The organism is Vreelandella subterranea (genome assembly GCF_900111305.1).
GTDB lineage: Bacteria > Pseudomonadota > Gammaproteobacteria > Pseudomonadales > Halomonadaceae > Vreelandella > Vreelandella subterranea.
Window position 1 is genome coordinate 105,100 of the sequence record NZ_FOGS01000001.1, and the last position, 17,755, is coordinate 122,854.

Annotated in this window: 16 protein-coding genes; 9 read left to right on the forward strand and 7 right to left on the reverse strand. The window is 57.2% G+C overall.

Features of this window, described 5'->3' with window-relative positions; all coding sequences use genetic code 11:
* Positions 1–117 precede the first annotated feature (117 nt).
* Positions 118–1,068, reverse strand: coding sequence for an agmatinase (speB, locus tag BMX75_RS00485; RefSeq protein WP_092824276.1), 951 nt, complete (start codon positions 1,066–1,068; stop codon positions 118–120).
* A 224-nt stretch (positions 1,069–1,292) separates the two neighbouring features.
* On the opposite strand from speB, the gene BMX75_RS00490 reads away from it, so the two are divergent.
* From BMX75_RS00490 to BMX75_RS00510, 5 genes are all read left to right on the forward strand, one after another.
* Positions 1,293–2,711: a sigma-54 interaction domain-containing protein gene (locus BMX75_RS00490; RefSeq protein WP_092824278.1), complete on the forward strand. Its 1,419-nt coding sequence runs from the start codon at positions 1,293–1,295 to the stop codon at positions 2,709–2,711.
* 100 nt (positions 2,712–2,811) lie between these two features.
* A complete protein-coding gene (locus BMX75_RS00495) occupies positions 2,812–3,969 on the forward strand; it encodes an ABC transporter ATP-binding protein (protein WP_092824280.1) in 1,158 nt (385 codons plus the stop codon).
* 10 nt (positions 3,970–3,979) lie between these two features.
* Positions 3,980–5,263: an ABC transporter substrate-binding protein gene (locus BMX75_RS00500; RefSeq protein ID WP_092824282.1), complete on the forward strand. Its 1,284-nt coding sequence runs from the start codon at positions 3,980–3,982 to the stop codon at positions 5,261–5,263.
* Between the two features lie 78 nt (positions 5,264–5,341).
* Positions 5,342–6,226 carry a carbohydrate ABC transporter permease gene (locus tag BMX75_RS00505; protein ID WP_092824284.1) on the forward strand — a complete coding sequence of 295 codons (885 nt, stop codon included), beginning with the start codon at positions 5,342–5,344 and terminating at the stop codon, positions 6,224–6,226.
* Positions 6,223–7,065: a carbohydrate ABC transporter permease gene (locus tag BMX75_RS00510; protein WP_092824286.1), complete on the forward strand. Its 843-nt coding sequence runs from the start codon at positions 6,223–6,225 to the stop codon at positions 7,063–7,065. The genes BMX75_RS00505 and BMX75_RS00510 overlap by 4 nt, the downstream gene beginning before the upstream one ends.
* Before the next feature lie 100 nt (positions 7,066–7,165).
* Here BMX75_RS00510 and BMX75_RS00515 read toward each other — a convergent pair whose 3' ends face one another.
* The 5 genes from BMX75_RS00515 to BMX75_RS00535 are packed head-to-tail and all read right to left on the reverse strand — an operon-like array spanning position 7,166 to position 12,360.
* The gene (locus BMX75_RS00515; protein WP_092824288.1) at positions 7,166–8,590 is read right to left on the reverse strand and encodes a glycosyltransferase family 2 protein; all 1,425 of its coding nucleotides are present in this window, start codon (positions 8,588–8,590) and stop codon (positions 7,166–7,168) included.
* Positions 8,590–9,723 carry a HEAT repeat domain-containing protein gene (locus BMX75_RS00520; protein ID WP_092824290.1) on the reverse strand — a complete coding sequence of 378 codons (1,134 nt, stop codon included), beginning with the start codon at positions 9,721–9,723 and terminating at the stop codon, positions 8,590–8,592. Before BMX75_RS00520 ends, BMX75_RS00515 begins: the two co-directional genes overlap by 1 nt.
* Positions 9,713–10,513, reverse strand: coding sequence for a YaiO family outer membrane beta-barrel protein (locus BMX75_RS00525; RefSeq protein WP_092824292.1), 801 nt, complete (start codon positions 10,511–10,513; stop codon positions 9,713–9,715). Before BMX75_RS00525 ends, BMX75_RS00520 begins: the two co-directional genes overlap by 11 nt.
* 12 nt (positions 10,514–10,525) lie before the next feature.
* Positions 10,526–10,921, reverse strand: a complete 396-nt coding sequence (locus BMX75_RS00530) for a response regulator (RefSeq protein ID WP_092824294.1) — start codon at positions 10,919–10,921, stop codon at positions 10,526–10,528.
* 32 nt (positions 10,922–10,953) lie between these two features.
* Complete coding sequence (locus BMX75_RS00535; RefSeq protein ID WP_139197141.1) at positions 10,954–12,360, reverse strand: sensor histidine kinase; 1,407 nt, start codon at positions 12,358–12,360, stop codon at positions 10,954–10,956.
* Positions 12,361–12,627: 267 nt separating this feature from the next.
* Here BMX75_RS00535 and recQ point away from each other — a divergent pair, with 267 nt between their 5' ends.
* Positions 12,628–14,466, forward strand: a complete 1,839-nt coding sequence (gene recQ / locus BMX75_RS00540; protein WP_092824298.1) for a DNA helicase RecQ — start codon at positions 12,628–12,630, stop codon at positions 14,464–14,466.
* 178 nt (positions 14,467–14,644) lie between these two features.
* Here recQ and BMX75_RS00545 read toward each other — a convergent pair whose 3' ends face one another.
* Positions 14,645–15,373 (reverse strand): 3-keto-5-aminohexanoate cleavage protein, encoded by a 729-nt coding sequence (locus tag BMX75_RS00545; protein ID WP_245748311.1) that lies wholly within the window; start codon positions 15,371–15,373, stop codon positions 14,645–14,647.
* A gap of 145 nt (positions 15,374–15,518) precedes the next feature.
* Here BMX75_RS00545 and BMX75_RS00550 point away from each other — a divergent pair, with 145 nt between their 5' ends.
* The 3 genes from BMX75_RS00550 (at position 15,519) to BMX75_RS00560 (ending at position 17,715) form a co-directional block, all read left to right on the forward strand.
* Positions 15,519–16,472 (forward strand): helix-turn-helix transcriptional regulator, encoded by a 954-nt coding sequence (locus BMX75_RS00550; protein WP_092824302.1) that lies wholly within the window; start codon positions 15,519–15,521, stop codon positions 16,470–16,472.
* Between the two features lie 164 nt (positions 16,473–16,636).
* Positions 16,637–17,038, forward strand: a complete 402-nt coding sequence (locus BMX75_RS00555; RefSeq protein ID WP_092824304.1) for an MbcA/ParS/Xre antitoxin family protein — start codon at positions 16,637–16,639, stop codon at positions 17,036–17,038.
* Positions 17,035–17,715 (forward strand): RES family NAD+ phosphorylase, encoded by a 681-nt coding sequence (locus BMX75_RS00560; RefSeq protein WP_092824306.1) that lies wholly within the window; start codon positions 17,035–17,037, stop codon positions 17,713–17,715. Before BMX75_RS00555 ends, BMX75_RS00560 begins: the two co-directional genes overlap by 4 nt.
* Positions 17,716–17,755: the final 40 nt, after the last annotated feature.

Genomic DNA, 17,755 nt, shown 5'->3' on the forward strand with positions numbered 1-17,755 from the left:
GAAGGTTTATTGGAGGTGAGCTGGCGATTTCTGAAGCGGCGGCCTGCACCGCTTATTACCTTGTCTATTTATTTAATGCGCCTTGTTAAACCGGCGCTTTTTAATGCCATCATCTGATTAACTGCCGCGTTTTACGCCCGGCAGTACACAGAGCATTTCATACAACAATGTGGCCCCCATTAGCGCGGTGTTGCCGCTGGGGTCGTAGGGTGGCGACACTTCCACCAGATCGCCGCCGACAATGTTCAGGCCTGCCGCACCACGAACGATTTCCAGGCCCTGGGAAGACGTCAGGCCGCCCATTTCCACCGTGCCCGTACCGGGGGCAACCGAGGGGTCCAGGGCGTCGATATCAAAGCTGATGTACACCGGGATATCGCCCATCTGCTCGCGTACTTCCTTCATCAACGGCGCCAGCGAGCGGTACCAGCAATCCTCCGCCTGAACGACACGAAAGCCCTGATCTCGACACCAGTCGAAATCTTCCGCCGCGTATCCCGTCCCCCGCAGGCCAATCTGCACGACCTTGTTGGCGGCCAGCAGCCCCTCTTCCTGGGCACGACGAAACGGCGTGCCATGGGCAATCGGCTCGCCAAACATGTGCTCGTTCACATCGGCGTGGGCATCGACGTGGATCAGCCCTACCGGGCCATGCTTCTTGGCAATGGAACGCAGTACCGGCAGAGTGAGCGTATGTTCGCCGCCAAGGGTCAGCGGAATACAGTCATGCTTGAGCACCTCGTCGTAAAACGCGGTAATGATGTCGACGCTTTTTGGCAGGTGAAACGTATTGATGGGGACATCGCCAATGTCCGCCACCTGCAGGCTTTCGAAGGGCGCTGCGCGGGTCGCCATGTTATAGGGGCGCAGCATGCGCGACTCATCGCGAATCTGGCGCGGACCTAGCCGCGTGCCGGGGCGGTTCGAGGTGCCAATATCCATGGGAATGCCGATAAAGGCCGCGTCCAACCCCTGAGCCGTTTCCTGCGTGGGCAGGCGCATCATGGTCGCGGGGCCGGCAAAGCGCGGCATGCTGTTGCCGCCCAGCGGCTGATTAAAGTCCGACATACTCATCTCCAGCTTGTTATTGGTTGCGCCATATCCGGCCTGACTACTGCTCACTACTGCTGAATACTGCTGAATACTGCAGGTACCGTGCCAACTTCCATCTCGCGCTTAAGCCGCCATTGAGCGCCGTTAAAAAGCTCTTTCGATGCAAAAATGCATTGAAAATAGGGCCACTTGATTCAAGAATGCATTATCGATTCATAAACGCATCAAAGGAGCCCCTGGTGAGCGACATCGATAGCTGCGTCCTGCAAACCATCGTGGAAACAGCCAACGACCATTTCTTCATCGTTGGTGGCGACGGCCGCGTGCTGGATATCAGCCCAGGCGCCGAAGCGGTTTACGGGTTATCACGGGAGGAACTGCTTGCCAGCAGCGTTCAACAGCTACAGGCCGCTGGGGTACTGAAGCCGTCGATTACGCTGGAAGTGATGCGCACGCGCCAACCTGCGCAGCTTATGCAGGTCACCGGGACAGGCCGACGCGTCATTGCTGAAGCCTACCCCGTGTTTGTGGAGGGCAGGCTCGAGCGCGTCATCAGCCGCTCCCGGGATCTTACCGACCTGCAACTGCTGCAAGATGAATACGCCCTGCTGCAAAAACGCTTCAGCGAACACTTGAAGCGCAGCCATGCCGCCCCCGATGCCGAAGAACAGGCGCTGGATGACGCCCTGGATGACCTCCAGGTCAGAAGCAACGTCATGCGGGAAATTGCCCTGCTGCTCAAGCGCGTGGCGCCCTCGGATGCCAATGTGCTGATGCTGGGCGAGTCCGGCGTGGGGAAAACCGCCTTCGCCAAACAATTGCACCGCTGGAGCCAGCGCTGTGACGGCCCCTTTATCGACGTCAACTGCTCGGCCATCCCCGAGAACCTCTTCGAGTCGGAGATGTTCGGCTACCAGCCCGGCGCTTTCAGCGGCGCCGCGCGGCAGGGCAAAGCGGGCCTATTGGAGCAGGCCGAAGGCGGCACGCTGTTTCTGGATGAGATCGGCGAGCTGCCGCTATTGATGCAGACCAAACTGCTCAAGGTGATCCAGGATGGCAGCCTGACTCGCCTGGGCGATACCCGCCCAAGGCGGGTGAATTTCCGTTTGGTGGTCGCCACCAACCAGGACCTGGCCAAGCAGGTCGAAGCCGGGCACTTTCGGCTGGACCTTTACTACCGTCTTAATGTCATCCCCGTCACCCTGCCCCCGCTTCGAGACCGCCGCGAGGATATTCCCGACTTGGTAGAGGCCTGCCTGAACCGGCTGAACCAGCGCTACGGGCGGCAGAAAATCCTGGGCAATCAGGTATGGTCGACGCTGATGGGCAGTGAATGGCCGGGCAACGTGCGTGAGCTGGAGAACTGGCTGGAAAGAGCCTGGCTTTCAAGCCCCACCGATCAAATCGAAACGCCGGCCGTTCATTCCCAAGCGGAACACCCCGCCACGAATCCGGCAGACGCTTCGCCTACTTCCAACACAATACCCATCCAGCCCCACGAGACACTCAAGCAGTATCTCGCGCGGCTGGAGCGGGAAACCTTTGAAGAATTAAGTGCCACGCTGCCCAGCACCTACGCCATCGCCGAGCGGCTGGGCATCAGCCAATCAAGCGTCGTACGCAGACTCCAGCGTTATGGGCTTAAAGTCACTCGGTAACTATTTCGCTTGACACAGGATTGCTATATAAGTGTCATGCAAGTGCAACACCTTCAACACAAGCTGGATCAATAACAACCAACAGCCGGTGATGAGTGTTATGGACCAATCGCGTATCCGCCTGGAACGCGTTACCAAACGATGGGACGCGTCACCCGCCGTCGATGGTATTTCCTTCGACGTCACCCCTGGGCAATTTGTCATTCTGCTCGGCCCCTCGGGCTGCGGTAAATCAACCACCTTGCGCATGATCGCAGGCCTGGAAGAGGCCAGCGACGGGCGTATCCATATCGGCGATCGTGACGTCACGCGCCTGCCGCCGGGGGATCGCGGGCTGAGCATGGTGTTCCAGTCCTACGCGCTGTTTCCGCACTTGAGTGTAGCCGACAACATCGTGTTTGGCCTGCGCAGCCGCAAGGTACCCAAAGCCGAGCAGCGCGAGCGGCTGGCCAAGGTCGCCGAACTGGTTGATCTCACCGACCACCTGAACCGCAAACCCGCCCAGCTTTCCGGCGGCCAGCGCCAGCGGGTGGCGCTGGCCCGCTCGGTGATCTCCGAACACCCCATCTGCCTGATGGACGAGCCGCTTTCCAACCTGGATGCCCGGCTGCGCAGCGATATGCGTCGGGAAATCAAGGCGTTGCAAAGCCGCCTGAACATGACGGTGATCTACGTCACCCATGACCAGGTCGAGGCCATGAGCATGGGGGACCGCGTGATTCTGATGCAGCACGGCCAGATCGTGCAGGACGGCACCCCCGACGAGCTTTACAACCGCCCGGCCAGCGCCTTCGCCGCCAGCTTTATCGGCAGCCCTGCCATGAACCTGCTGCCACTGGTGGCTGGCGAACACGGCGCTGTGATTGATAGCGAATCCGACATGCCGGTTGCCCCACTGGAAGCGGCCAACGGTCAGCTGGGCATCCGCCCTGAAGATATCGAGCTACGCCCTGCATCAGCCTCCGGCGTACCGGCAAAGGTGCTCAGCGACGAATACCTGGGGGCCGACACCATCGCCCACCTGGTGGTCGGCCGACATACCCTGCGGATCCGGCTGCGCGGCCGCCATGCGATTACCGGCCAGCACTGCCGGATCGGCTGGCCTGCGTCCGCCGCTCACCTGTTCGGAGCCGACGGCCTGCGTCGTGACGACCTGACCGCTTACTCACTGATGCCCACTGCTCCGCCGGAAAGCGAATTACCCATTGGTTCATCGCAAGCCGAATTGCGCCACTTCCCGCTCCAATCCCAACGTTGAGGTGTTCCCCATGCGTGCCCGTATCCCCTTTGCTCTTTCTGCCCTAACCGCTGGTCTGCTAGGCGCCGGTCAGGCCGCTGCCAACGACCCGGTCGAATTGACCATGTACTACCCGGTCGCCGTCGGTGGTGCGTTAACCGATGTGGTCGATGGCTTGGTAGAAGATTTCGAAAATGAGCATCCTGATATCGACGTCGAAGCCATCTATGCCGGCAACTACGACGACACCCGCGTGAGGGCGATGTCGGCGATGGAAGCGGGTGATACGCCGCAGCTGTCGGTGATGTTCTCCATCGACCTCTACGAACTGCTGGAGCAAGATGCCATCGTAGCCTTCGACGACCTTGTCGAAAGCGACGCAGAACGCGAATGGCTCGACAGCTTCTACCCCGGGCTGATGGAAAACGGCCGACTGGATGGTAAGACCTACGGCATTCCCTTCCAGCGCTCCACCATCGTGCTGTTCTGGAACAAGGACGCCTTTGAAGCCGCCGGACTCGACCCTGAGACGCCCCCCGAAAACTGGGAACAGATGGCCGAAATGGCCGCCACTGTGCGCGAGGCTTCCGATGGCGACCAGTGGGGCGTCATGGTGCCCTCCACCGGTTATCCCTACTGGATGTTCCAGGCCTTCGCCTTCCAGAACGGCCACCGGCTGATGAGCGAGGACGGTACCGAGGTCTATTTTGATGACCCTGCCGCCATTGAAGCGCTTGAATACTGGGTATCGCTGGCCGATGAGCACGATGCCATGCCTGACGACACCATTGAATGGGGCACGCTGCGCCAGAACTTTATCGAAGAATCCACCGCGATGATGTGGCACACCACCGGCAACCTGAGCGCCGTGCGTAGCGACGCCGATTTTGATTTCGGCGTCGCCATGCTGCCCATGAAAACCCAGCGCGGCAGCCCCACCGGCGGTGGCAACTTCTACGTCTTCAAGGATACGACGGAAGAAGAGCAGCGCGCGGCCATGACCTTCATCCGCTGGATGACCGCCCCGGAACGCGCCGCTGCCTGGTCGATCGAGACCGGCTATATGGGCGTCAGCCCCGCTGCCTACGAGACCGAGGCGCTGCGCGATTATGTTGAAGACTTCGCGCCCGCCGCCGTCGCCCGGGATCAGCTGGAGCACAGCACGGCGGAGCTCTCCACCTACCAGGGTGGCCGCGTGCGCCGCGCCCTGGACAACGCCGTGCAAGCCGCCCTGACCGGACAGATGACGCCCGAAGAAGCACTCACTCAGGCACAGCAAGAGGCCGAGGGCGTGCTACGTCGCTACGCCCGCTAAGGCGCACCACAATAAAACATAACGCTTCCATGTTCGCCGGGGGGTAACCCCGGCTTTTCCGACTCGCGGTGATCCGCCATGACCCTGACCGCCCACGGTAAATTACAGCTGTACGGCGCGCTGCTGTTACTTCCCGCTGCCGTACTCCTGGCTGCCTTTGCCTACTTGCCTACCATCATGACCGTCATCAACAGTCTTTTTCTTCCCGGCTTTCGCGGTGAGCCCGCGGAATTTGTCGGGGTCGAGAACTATCAGGTGCTGTTCGACGACCCAACGTTCTGGAAGGTAGCGCGTAACAACCTGCTCTATGCGCTGGGCACCATTCCCACTTCCATCGCGCTGGCGCTGGGCATGGCGCTGTTCGTCAACGGCAAACTGCCCGGGCGCGGCTTTGTGCGCATGGCCTACTTTACCCCGACCATCCTGCCCATGATCGCTGCCGCCAATATCTGGATGTTTTTTTACGCGCCCCAGATCGGCCTGTTCAATAGCCTGCTGGAAGCATTAGGATTTTCCGGCGTTAACTGGCTGGGCAACCCAAGCGTCGCCCTCGGCTCGGTGATCGTCATGTCGGTGTGGAAGGAAGCGGGCTTTTTCATGATTTTCTACCTGGCCGCGCTGCAGAGCATTCCGCCGGAACTCAAGGAGGCCGCCGACCTGGAAGGGACCGGCCGCTGGAGCTTCTTCTGGCGAGTTACCTTTCCGCTGCTGATGCCCACCACGCTCTTTGTCTTGATCAATGCGCTGATCAACGCGGTACGCGTGGTGGATCATCTGTTTATCCTGACCAAGGGCGGGCCGAATAACGCCACCAACCTGCTGCTTTACTACGTTTACGAGAATGCCTTCTCGTTCTTCGACCGCACCACAGCGGCGACCATCACGGTGGTCATTCTGCTGGTGCTGGCCGTGGTGGCCACGCTGAAGTTCACGATTCTTGATCGCAGGACGCACTACCAATGAACACCACAACAACCACTGTGCCCCGCTCACGTCACGTCTCGGTTCCCTCACTCGACACCATGGCGGCATGGCTGTTGGCGATTATCTGGGTGTTTCCGTTGCTTTACGCCTTTTGGGCGGCGTTTCACCCCAGCGAGTTCATGGTGAGTTTTGAGCTCTTCGCCCCGCTCACGCTGGAAAACTTTGCCGATGCCTGGACGCAGGCGCCCTTCGCCCGCTACTACCTGAATACCTTCGCGCTGGTGACTGGCGTGGTGTTCGCCCAGTTTGTGGTCTGCACCCTGGCGGCGTTTGCCTTCGCCCGTTTTCCGGTGCCGGGCAAAAACGTGCTGTTCATGCTGGTGCTGATTCAGCTCTTTGTGTTTCCCGAAGTGCTGATCGTCGAGAACTACCGCATCGCCAGCGGGCTGGGATTGATCGACACCATCACCGGGATCGGCCTGCCCTACGTGGCCAGCGCCTTCGGGATTTTCCTGCTGCGCCAGACGTTCAAGACCATCCCCCGGGAGCTTGAGGACGCCGCGCGTATCGAAGGCTGCAACTGGCTGGAAATTTTGTGGAAAGTCTATGTACCGCTGGCCAAGCCCACCTACCTTGCCTATGGCCTGGTGTCCATCAGCCACCACTGGAACAACTTCCTGTGGCCGCTGGTGGTGACCAACTCGGTAGAGAGCCGTCCGTTGACCGTCGGCCTGGGGGTCTTCTCGGCACCGGAAACCGGGGTCAACTGGGCCACCGTCAGCGCCGCTACGCTGCTAAGCATTGCCCCGCTGCTGGTCGCTTTCCTGCTGTTCCAGCGCCAGTTCGTGCAGTCGTTTTTACGGGCGGGGATTCGATAAGTGTCCATATTCAAGCCATGCATCAATACACGCATACCTGGCAGAGCTAGTGGAACCTTGCCACGTTAATGGTGGGGCGCAGCGGGGTTGTAGAGATAAGTTAATGCTGCCCCCACTGGCCGCTACGTTTCATTGCGCCCCACTGGTGTTTCCGGCGAGAAAACCATTGCCATAAACCCCGGCAACGCCAGAGAGTATTTAACTGGCGATAACCGAAGTTCTCTATTATCGCAACAAAAAAAAGCCGCCACATGTCTCTTTTTTTGGTGTATACCCGGAATGATAGCGTTTCCAGTAAAAGGCCATTCACCGAAAGCAGTATCCCCATACCAATCGCCACCAGCATAAAGACAGTTAACGCAACAGGAGAGATAACGCCCAGACTGAAACCGACCAACATAAAAAGATAGCCCCCCAGTTCAATCATCGGTCCAAGCCACTCAAATAGTGCCATAAAGGGCCATGCCAACCATCCTGGCGCGCCACCTCGCCTCGTTACCGCCAGCTTGGTATGGCGCGACAGGCTTTCGGCTAAACCACGTTGCCAGCGGCTACGCTGCTTACCCAAGGTTGCAATATCTTCAGGTGCTTCAGTCCAACAGATAGGGTCTGGCAAATAATGAATACGATAAGGAAGGCGCTTTTCACGATGATAGCGGTGCAGCCTTACCACGAGTTCCATATCTTCCCCTACCGTTGTGGTACTGTAGCCACCCACATCCATGACGCGTTCACGGTTAAACAAGCCAAAGGCGCCTGAAATAATCAATACTGCATTCAGCGGCGACCATCCTAAACGGCCAAATAAAAAAGCGCGCAAATACTCCACAATTTGAAAACGCGCGAGTAGACTGCGCGGGATTCCTGCCTCAAGTAAAAATCCACTCTGTACTTTTGATCCATTAGCAATACGTACCGTACCACCAGCGGCGACTGTTCTCTCATCCTCTAGAAAGGGCTGCACTACCCGTAACAAACTATCTCGCTGCAAAATTGAATCGGCATCTACTGCACAAAAAAGCGCATGTCTGGCAACGTTAATACCCGCATTTAGCGCATCCGCCTTGCCTCCATTTACTTTATCAATCACTTTTAGATGATTATGTCGACGCGAACGATAAACGCCTATCACCTCTTGGTGGGGAACACTTCGATGAAGAGGCTCAGGATACTCCTCTAGCTCAAATGCCTCTTTCATGACGGCTAGCGTATTATCTTTAGAACCATCATTAATGACGATAACCTCAAACTCAGGATACTGAATCTGCATCAGCGATAAGAGCGAGGTTCGAATCGTGGCTTCTTCGTTAAAGGCAGGAACCAAGATAGAAACTGCCGGTTCTATGCCCAAATAAGGGGCCGTGTCTCCAAACTCCGCGCGCTGACGCATATAGCGCCGCAGGCTTATCATAGACAGTATGTTCAGCGTTAGATATCCGCCATTCAGCAGCAAAAAATAACCAATAAAACCAACCTGCCCCCACCATACCCAATCAACAGTGAGTATTTTTTGCCAGCTTTCCATTAGCGTTTCTCCGCTATTGCGCGACGCAGTGCATCACGTCCGTAACGATCCAACAGACCTTGGTAGAGAGCATCAAGGCGTGGTGTATCGATATCTGGAAGTGCAACCAATGCGTCGGCTGCCGCTTGACGGACCCACCAATTAGGGTCACTGAGCATACGCATGAATCGAGTTTCATCTTCAATCGTTGCCTGTCGCTGGAGCGCAACAACAGCCTCGCTCCTTACCTGTGGCAACGGGTGGTCAAGCGCCTTCACCACTAACTCATGGTCTTGAGAGTCGTGCAACTCGCCCAGACAGCGTAGCGATGCACATAAGGCGTCTCTCTGCTCGTTACTCAGATCCGCAGCAACCGAGGTTTGACGCAGACTATACCTTGCCCATTCTGCTGCCTGAGAAGGCACTATCCACTCCAGCAGAGCCACAATGCGCGGCGGAGATGCTTGCTTTAACGCAGCGAGCAGAGGCGGCCCTGCCGCTTCCCGACCTGCCTGCTTACAAAGTAATTTAAAGCGGAAATATGCCCAATCACTCCGCTCAATGTAGAGGGGGATTAAAAGCTGCATGGCATGGCCGGGGTTCATTGCCACCAGGGCTTCTGCAGCTGCAAGACTTTCAATCGGATTTGATGACGCCACCCGAGGTGTAACAGATCGCCAATAACTCTCGTCGCCCAAGTGGCGTAGGCAGGTTAGCGCTATCAGTCGTCGGTGTACCTTTCTGCTACCCAGCAGGCCCGACACGAAGTTATCCATGGCCAAATGATTAAAAAGCGTATTCAGCCTGTCTTTCGTACTACCTCGTAGATGTCGCTGATAGTTTGCCCACATGAGCAATAGCCAGAGTTTCTCTTCCAAGCGCTGACGAGGCAACGAAGGCAATTCAACTTGCTCGCCCATGCTCCAGGCTATAAGCACGGGCCGCCATAAACGTGTGAAGGCGGCCCGTCTTCGCTCACGCCGTACCGCAAGCTCGGAAAGTACCAACACATTCAGCATGCCTAACAGCGTTAAGGCGGCTAGAGCGATAGCACTATAAACAGCCAACCGGAGGGCAGGGTCACTTGGCAAGGTGGTCAACTGACGCAGGGCCGCTATCAACAGCTCAACGAGCGTGTATAGTTCAGAAGGCACGGCGTATGCCTATTTGCGCGCCATATCGATTATAAATATCCCCTTGGCTAACCCAGCCCAAGTCCCAGGACAACGCCCAATCTGCATCAAGCCAGTGCCTACCGCGCAGCCCGAACCCTGAAACGGAGGCCGTGAACACCCTTCCATCAGGCAGTCCTTCTTCTTCTCGCCCGGTATTCGCACGTATACCGACAAAGCTTGTGTCATTGTAATAGCGATCAAGCGCCAACATATGCCCAATTGGCGATCCCGCTCCTTCAACATCGCTGATGTTCAATGTATACGCACCACGCCAGTTGCCCCAATAACGCTCTCCCCCTAGCGCTAGGCGATCGACCTGAGAATTATCGTACTCGGTACGGCGCAGACTGGCGCTGCCTATCCAGCCTTCAGGTAATAAACGTTGCACGCGAAGATCAACGTACCCCTTTGGTAAAAAGCTGTCGTCAAAGGTTTTCCCCGCTTCTGGCTGTATTACCCAATTTTCTCCTACGGGTATCGCAACGCCAGCTTCAACCCCCTCATCCCAGTTTCCATAGCGACGTTCCCGAAGAACAGCGCCATACCAGGTTATGCCACTTACCGTTCGCCTTTGAGCATCAAGGCGCTGGGCTTGCCATCCAGCGAAACCATTATCTAAATGTTCATAACGCTGTGAAACTTCAAGCTCAGTTCGCCCTTCGTCGGCTACCAGGTATGGTGCAACTAGCAAGGTCAACCCCATAAGTGCGACTTGTTGCCATTTCCTTGGTATCCCCCCCTGACCCGTCACAAGTTGAGCGCGTCCCATCAATTTTCCTCTTCAACGTTTACGTAAGAATCGTCGTAAGCGCGCCAACAACTCATCGGGCTGAAACGGCTTGGTCACATAGTCATCGGCACCCAACTCCAGCGCACGAACAATATCCGCCTCTCTTGCTTTCGCGGTAAGCATCAAGACAGGCACTTCCTGCCACGCGGGTTGAGCCCGTAGCCGAGCAAGTATTTCCAGACCATCATGATAAGGTAGCATAATGTCCAGTAGCACCAAATCGGGGACTTGGCTGCTGCCTGCCCCAAAGGTAATCCGTTCAAGCGCTTGTCTGCCGTCCTCAGCATGTTCGACTTGGTAACCACTACGCTCCAGCATGAAGCGCAATAGAAAGGCGATATCCTCTTCATCCTCAACCATTAAGATAGTGGTACCCGTTGCTGTCATAAGTTTTCCTTAGAAGGTGTTAACAGTAACCGTCACTCGTGCTTTTTATCCTTAGGCAAACGCACCCAGAAACAGCTTCCCTCATGGGGTACCGAATGAAACCCGATGGTGCCTCCCATCTCCTCGACAAGAGCTTTGGTGATAGCAAGCCCTAGCCCGGTCCCTCCTGTACGGCGCTTATCTGAACCATCTGCCTGGGCAAAGCGCTCAAATACGCGAGGCTGGAACGACCATGGAATGCCGTTCCCATTATCAGTAACGCTCACTTCAAGCCAGCGGTTATCTATTCGCCGCATGCCAACCACTACTTGCGCGCCTTGCGGAGAATGTTTGCAGGCGTTTGAAATCAAGTTTGCCATGACTTGAGCAAAACGTTCAGGGTCTACTTCAACGCAGTCACTATTTTCTAATGTTTCACCCAAGGCATCGTTGACACCTGGAGGGGTTGAAGGCTGAGGAGCTAATACCAAAGAAATTGCGAAGCTTTCCGCATAAGGCTGATTGATATCGACAGCCTCTTCTACAAGCGACTTTAATGGCACTGACTGCCACTTAAAAGCCAATTGACCACTTTCTAATTTTTCAATATCTAAAATATCGTCAATTAAAAGCTTTAGGCGCTTACCGTTATCGTTTGCCACCGCTATTAAGCGTACCAAATCTTTGTCCAGCGCACCGCCAATACCGTTATGCAGCATATTTAATGTTCCGAGTATCACTGTCAGTGGCGTACGCAACTCATGACTAACCGTAGAAATAAATGTCTGCTGCATCGACATGGTACGCTGACGATGATGCCACTGGCTAATAATGGACACACTGGTGATGATCAAAAGCAATGTCACGAAGGCGGCTCCTGCTCCCCATATCCACCGGGACGTGCGCGCTTGCCGGGTAGCTTCCTGAGTTTGGGCGTTTAAGTGTCCACGCTCCATACGTTCCCACATACCCAGGTGGTTCCGCAGCTGGTCCATCGTTTGCTTGCCGCCTGCCACCAATAACCTCAAGGCAGCGGCTTCCAAACCGTCGCTTTCACGCACGGCAATATTCGCCTCGGCAATTTCCACACGACGAGCCACTAAAGCATCGAAGTCCTCAATGGATTGCCCATTATCAGCGGACGTGAATGCTGGTGTTTGCCCTAACTGCTCGCGCTTGTCGGCTAACTGGGCACGAGCCTGCTGATAAGGCAATAAATAGGAGGGCTGACCGGTCACCACATAGCCTCGCTCTCCGGTCTCCAGGTCAAGCAGCGTTGAGCGAAACTCCTGGATCAAGGTAATGGTTTCAAGATGTTCCTGGACAGCGTCATTGGATGAAAGCAGCGCTTCCTGCACACGTATGCCCTGCCATCCCATCGCGACTATGACACATGCTGCCACTATCAAGGCGACCCATTGAAAGCGACGTAATATTGGATGAGCGAAATGTATCGACAAGATAGCTCCTGAGAAATATCAATGGGTCATTATGGGCTTTTGTCTTCATAAATGGCAGTGCCTGCTTGCATTGCCATTGGCACCAGCACTTTTTCAAGTCCAGAAAAGGGCAAGAATAACCGCTAAAGCGTTTTCTCGGCAGCAAACACCGGCGCCGACCGGGCGACGGTAAGTCCGGCCATTTTTAAGGGCGGAGGCTCACTAGGCAAACTTCCTTGAATTTTCGTGCGACAATTCTTCCTCAGGCACGAGACAAGGAGCGCATCGATGCACGGCGACACCCACCCGGAAGCCCTCAAGGTCCTGCAGGCGGTATTTGGCTACGACAGCTTTCGCGGCCCGCAGCAGGCGATCATCGAGCATGTCGTTGCGGGTGGCGATGCGCTGGTGCTGATGCCTACCGGCGGCGGCAAGTCGCTGTGCTATCAGATCCCGGCGCTGCTGCGCGAGGGCACCGCCATTGTGATCTCGCCGCTGATCGCGCTGATGCAGGATCAGGTGGCAGCACTTCAGCAGAATGGGGTCAGGGCGGCCTATCTCAATTCCAGCCTCGATTACCACGAGGCGGTCGAGGTGGAGAACCGCCTGCGGGCTGGCGAGTTGGATCTGTTGTACGTCGCCCCCGAGCGGCTCGCCACACCGCGGATGCAGACGCTGCTGGAACAGACTCAGATCGCGCTGTTCGCCATTGATGAAGCCCACTGCGTCTCCCAGTGGGGCCACGACTTTCGCCCAGAGTATCGCCAGCTTTCCCAGCTTCATCAGCGCTTTCCCCAGGTGCCGCGCATCGCCCTGACCGCCACCGCCGATGTGCCCACCCGGGGCGACATCATGGCGCATCTGCAGCTCCAGGAAGCGGCGCTTTACAACAGCGGCTTTGACCGGCCCAACATCCGCTACCATATCGCCGAAAATCAGGGCAACGCCAAGGAACAGCTGCTGCGCTTTATCCGCGAGCGCCACGACGGCGAGGCGGGTATCGTCTACTGCCTCTCCCGGCGCAAGGTGGAGGAGACCGCCGCCTGGCTGGAACGCCAGGGGCTGACCGCGCTGCCCTACCACGCCGGGCTGCCCCCCGAGCAGCGCCAGCACCACCAGACCCGCTTCCTGCGTGAAGATGGCGTGGTCGTCGTGGCCACCATCGCCTTCGGCATGGGGATCGACAAGCCAGACGTGCGCTTTGTCGCCCACCTCAACCTACCCAAGAGCATTGAGGCCTACTACCAGGAGACCGGCCGGGCCGGGCGCGACGGCCTGCCCGCCGATGCCTGGATGGCCTACGGCCTTCAGGACGTAATCACCCTGCGCCAAATGCAGCAGGACTCCAGCGCGGCCGACCAGCAGAAGCGCATCGAACAGCAGAAACTCGACGCCATGCTGGGACTGTGTGAAATCATCAGCTGCCGCCGCCAGGCGCTCCTCCACTACTTCGGCGATCACCTGGACGCCCCCTGCGGTAACTGCGACAACTGCCTGACCCCGCCCGAGACCTGGGAAGCCACCGTGGCAGCGCAGAAGGCGCTGTCATGTGTCTACCGCACCGAGCAGCGCTTCGGCGTGACCTATCTGGTGGATGTATTACTCGGTAAACATAACGAGCGGATCACCCGCTTTGGCCACGACCGCCTAAGCACCTTTGGCATTGGCAAAGAACTCGCGGCTAACGAGTGGAAAGCGCTCTTTCGCCAGCTGATTGCCAGCGGCTATTTGAGCGTGGACATGGAGGGGCACGGCGGCATCAGGCTGACTGCCAATGCCAAGCCGGTGCTGCGCGGCGAGGAGCGCCTCACCCTGCGCAAGCCAAGCAACAAACCCAGCAAAGCCAAAACCGCCCGACGGGGAAGCAAAGGCGCCTCAGCACCCCAAGGCCAAGGCCCGCTGTGGGAAGCCCTGCGCCAGCACCGCCGGGAACTGGCCGAAACCCAGGGCGTGCCTGCCTATGTGATCTTCCACGACGCCACCCTGGCCGAAATGGTTGAGCAGAAGCCCCAGAGCCTGGATGCCATGGGCGCAATCTCCGGTATCGGCGCGCGCAAGCTGACGGATTACGGAGAGGGCTTTCTGGACGTTATTCTGGCGCATCAGGAAACCGAGCAAAGCGGCTGAACATAGGAGGCAGTATCGTCATGGAGGCCGCCGCCCCGCTCGTCTAGCACCCGTTCGTGCAGTCTTTTTGGGTACCCGGATTAACTAGTTGAAGGGGCCCTCAAGCCCTTCCAAACCCTTACTCCTCCCAGAAGGTTGATAGATCGACGCCGAAGTTCTTCTCTGGCGTGATGGTCATTTAGGTGTGTCGGACGTTGCTCTCGATTAATGAGCGGGCAGCTTCAACCAGCTCGGCATTGCTTTTCGCTGCTCGACCATCCGGCAGGACTGTCACATCTTCTATACCTGTCCGAATTCCATGTCCCAATGAGAGCGCTCGTTTGTTCACCGCCCAACACGACCCATCGTATCCATGATGCACCTGCGGAAGGGTAATACCAGCCGACGATACGATTTCCCCCATTTCTTCCGCATCGCACAAGGCAGCTACCGGATCTGGGTTGCAGGGTTCTATAAGGATACGATGGCATCTATCGCGAAGCGGTGAATCAACAAAGGTTCGGGCATCAGCGGGCGACAGCAAGCCCGCTTCGATACCAACGCCACGCGATATAAGCCACTCACATAGTGCAATAATTCCTTTCTCCCCCTGATTCGCGGTTACAAGGTCTGGGAACTCAGTCCATGACTGCACCGTCTGCAAACGCCGTAAAGGATCGGAGATAATCGTTTCGGAAGTAGTAAGTGAAATTGGAACACCTGGGCAACGAGTTCGGATCACCCGTATGACAGCACCGCATTCAAAAGCGTTTAGAGTCTCTTTCCCGGCATTATCGTAAGCATGGACATGAAGGGAATGAGCTCCAGCCTTAACTGTTGCCGCCGCGTCATTTCCAATCTCCTCAGGGGTTCTCGGGGCCGCCGGGTGTTGACGATCGCCATTTAGGGCTACCTGTAGAAATACCATGTTCGCCTCCATCGAAAAGCAATTATTGTGCATTGACAGTCCCTACATGCGCTCTATTACGAAAATCGGCGACTTCTCGACGCCTGGTTACGTAACCAAGATAGTGGTTAAATAGGACATAATTCGTCCTATTAGAATCAAGAAAATGCTCAACCCCACCGCTCGTGTGCTAGCCCTGCTAGAGCTGTTGCAGACCCACCGTCACTTAAGCGGCGGAGATTTGGCGAATCGACTGGGCGTGGATCGCCGAACTCTACGGCGTTATATTCGAACCTTGGAGGAGCTAGGCATTCCGGTGACCACAGAGCGGGGATGCCACGGTGGCTACCGATTAATGCCTAGTTTCAAGCTGCCGCCGCTGATGTTCACCGCCGAGGAGTCTCAAGCCCTCGCGCTGGGCCTGAAGTCTGCTCTGCATTTGGGATTGAGCGAGTCGGTCCCCGCGGTGGAGAGCGCCCGGGCAAAACTGGAAAGGGTGATGCCCGCCGAGCTGCAGCAGCGGGTTCGTGCCTTAGATGAGAGTACTCGGCTGGCGTTACCTACGACCCACGCCACGAACAACGAGCAGTTGCTGGGACTGCTAGCCACTGCCACCCAAGAGCGCCAGCGGATACGGCTCGACTATCTAGATGGCTACGATCAGGCCTCCAAAAGGGTGCTCAATCCCTATGGCTTGGTTTATCACAGTGGGCATTGGTACGTCAGCGGTTGGTGTCACTTGCGCCGCGACCTGCGCAGTTTTCGATTGGATCGGATCTGCGATGCCGTTCCCCTCTCAGCCACCTTTGATCGGCCTACGGACTTCGATGCTGCCGCTCACCTGATCCACAGCCTCGCCTCCCTGCCCCGCGCCACCGCTGTGGCACTTTGGCTCGACACCGATCTGGAGAGCGCCGTCGCCGAGCTCGACCCCCATATCGGCCTGCTGACCCCCGCAGACAGCGGCGTAGCGCTGCACGGCCGCACCGATAGTTTGAGCTGGTTCGCCCGCCAGCTGACCCGCCTGCCCTTCGACTTTCGGATCGTCGAACCCGCCTCGCTGCGCCACGAGCTTCACCGCCAAGCGACGCGACTACAGCGTCTAGCCGAAGCAGACTAGCACTACGGTGTCACAAACGTCGCCAGGCGCTGTATGAGCCTGCCATGATCCCTTGCGTCCAGCCCAGCGTGGTGATCGAATCACACACGCAAAGATCAAATGGTCGATATTTTTCAAAAACCGCTCACTTGGCGTAAGCTATGAGTGAGTGAGGAGAACACTATATGACCATTCAGCATAAAACCGCCGATAAGCGCCGCGAAATGGGGGCCGCCGCAATGCGCACCTACCCCAATATTTCGCACGCCTGGGGGTTGAAAGAGAGCGAGGCCGCGCTGTTGTTAGGTGTCCCGGGCTCCACCTATCGCCGCTGGAAGCAGTCGCCTGAGCAGGCGAGGCTTGATGCCAATCACCTGGAACGAATGTCGTTGATTCTCGGCATTTATAAAGCGCTGCATATACTGTTGCCCAGTAAAGAAGCCGCCAACAGCTGGCTTAAACGAGCCAACAGCAACCCGCTTTTTGCTGGCCACGCTCCCATGGAGCGTCTGTTAAATGGTCAGGTTTCCGATCTCTACGTTGTTCGCAAACATTTAGATGCCGCGCGTGGTGGGGGCCATGCATGACATTCCCAATAAGCAAGGTCACGTGGCAGCCCAGCTATCGCATTGTTGCCTCCCGCTTCCCACCCATTGATTTGTTTGAAAGCGTCAACAGCAACGCTGGTGACTGGGACTTACTCAATGAGCTGGAGGGTGAAACCTCCGCAAGGCTGCGTGAGGAAGCGGGCGCCATTCACCTGGTTCGCGATGGTGACCGTCGCTACGGACCCGGTTGGACGCCGGTCATGGCGGCCTTCTGCCACTTCCCTGCCGCAGGGTCACGCTTCACCGACGGCTCCTTTGGCGCCTACTACTGCGCGCTAACAGAAGCCACGGCCATTACTGAAACGGTTTACCACGCAGAACGCTTTATGAGGGAATCCAGTGAACCGCCCATGATGCTTCAGCAGCGTGTTTACCTGGCGGATTTGGCGGGCCAACTGATTGACTTACGCGATCAAAAAAATGCCCAAGCGCTACTCGTACCGGACAGTTGGACCGCCGGACAGACCTTTGGCCGGGAAGCCTGGGAAAAGCACTCGGATGGCATCATCTATCCCAGCGTAAGAGATCCTGGCGGCGAGTGCGCCGCTGTATTACGCCCGCCAGTCCTTTCCGCAACGCGGCAAGGACGTCATCTCGGCTATGACTGGGATGGTCAGCGTATCCGCCATGTTTATGAACTGACGGTATTGCGCTAAAGACCCCAGTACGGCGGGTCGCCAGTCTGCGTGAACAGAC